Source organism: Pseudoalteromonas sp. SG43-1, from assembly GCF_014164415.1.
In the GTDB taxonomy this organism is placed as follows: Bacteria; Pseudomonadota; Gammaproteobacteria; order Enterobacterales; family Alteromonadaceae; genus Pseudoalteromonas; species Pseudoalteromonas distincta.
Genome location: NZ_JACJFD010000065.1, coordinates 1 through 1,134, shown reverse-complemented (window position 1 = coordinate 1,134; position 1,134 = coordinate 1). Strand labels below are relative to the sequence as shown.

1 pseudogene is annotated in these 1,134 nt (G+C 39.8%); it reads right to left on the bottom strand.

What is annotated here, in order from left to right:
• A pseudogene (locus tag H5159_RS20715) lies at window positions 1–1,026 on the bottom strand (IS481 family transposase); the annotation flags it as partial.
• Window positions 1,027–1,134: the final 108 nt, after the last annotated feature.

Here is a 1,134-nt window from a genome sequence, read left to right as displayed (position 1 = left end):
ATTTGAGCTAAATTTTTCTCAGCCCAGATCAATTTTCCATCTAATAAAGTTTCTAATGGCGTTCTGCCACAGCATATTTTTCCTTGATGAGTTCGGTCATTATTGTAATAAATCATCCATTCGTCCAGATCCTTTTGCAATTCCTCTAATGAGCTATATAGATGTAACTTGATAGAATTCATTGAGTATCGTTTTATGGAAGCGTTCGCAGATACCATTTGTTTGCGGTGACATAGCTTTGGTTTTTGTATGATCGATATCATTAATAGCCAGATATAACTGGTAATCATGATGTTCGACTTTGCCACAATATTCAGTGCCTCTATCGGTTAGAATACGTAGCATAGGAAGCTCGTACTGTTCGAAGTACGGCAGTACTTTGTCGTTGAGTATGTCAGCCGCAGTAATTGGCGTTTTCGTGGTGTAGAGCTTAGCGAACGCTACTTTGCTGTATGTATCAACGAAGGTTTGTTGGTAGATACGCCCAACGCCTTTGAGATTACCGACGTAAAATGTATCTTGAGAGCCTAGATAACCTGGGTGAGCCGTTTCAATTTCACCACACGCTTCGTCATCATGTTTTTTCTTTTCAAGCGCAGCTACTTGAGCGTCGGTGAGAATAATACCTTTGTTAGCCACTTTATTTTCTAGCGCCTTGAGACGCTTTTTAAAGTTCTCTAGGTCATGACGTAGCCATATTGAACGAACACCGCTGCCAGAAACGAATACGCCTTGTTTTCTGAGTTCATTACTCGTTCGGTGTTGGCCGTGAGCTGGATAATCGACAGCGTATTTAATAACGGCTTGTTCAGTTGCTTCATCAACTCTATTTTTTAAGTTTGGCGCCCTACGACTTTTATCAATTAACGCATCAAGTCCACCGTCTTCGATTAATTCTTGATAACGATAAAATGTATCACGGGGTACTCCCATCACTTTGCAGGCTCTTGATACGTTGCCAAGTTCTTCTGCAAGATTAAGTAAACCCGCTTTGTGTTTAATAATTGGATTGTTAGTATGTAGCATGAGAGTTACCTCTTATATGTTTTGATTTAAAGATTCGACACCTTTTATCAAAACGGGTAACTCTCACTTTTGCAAGTTGATGTGTCAGATCTTGTCTGAACTAATACA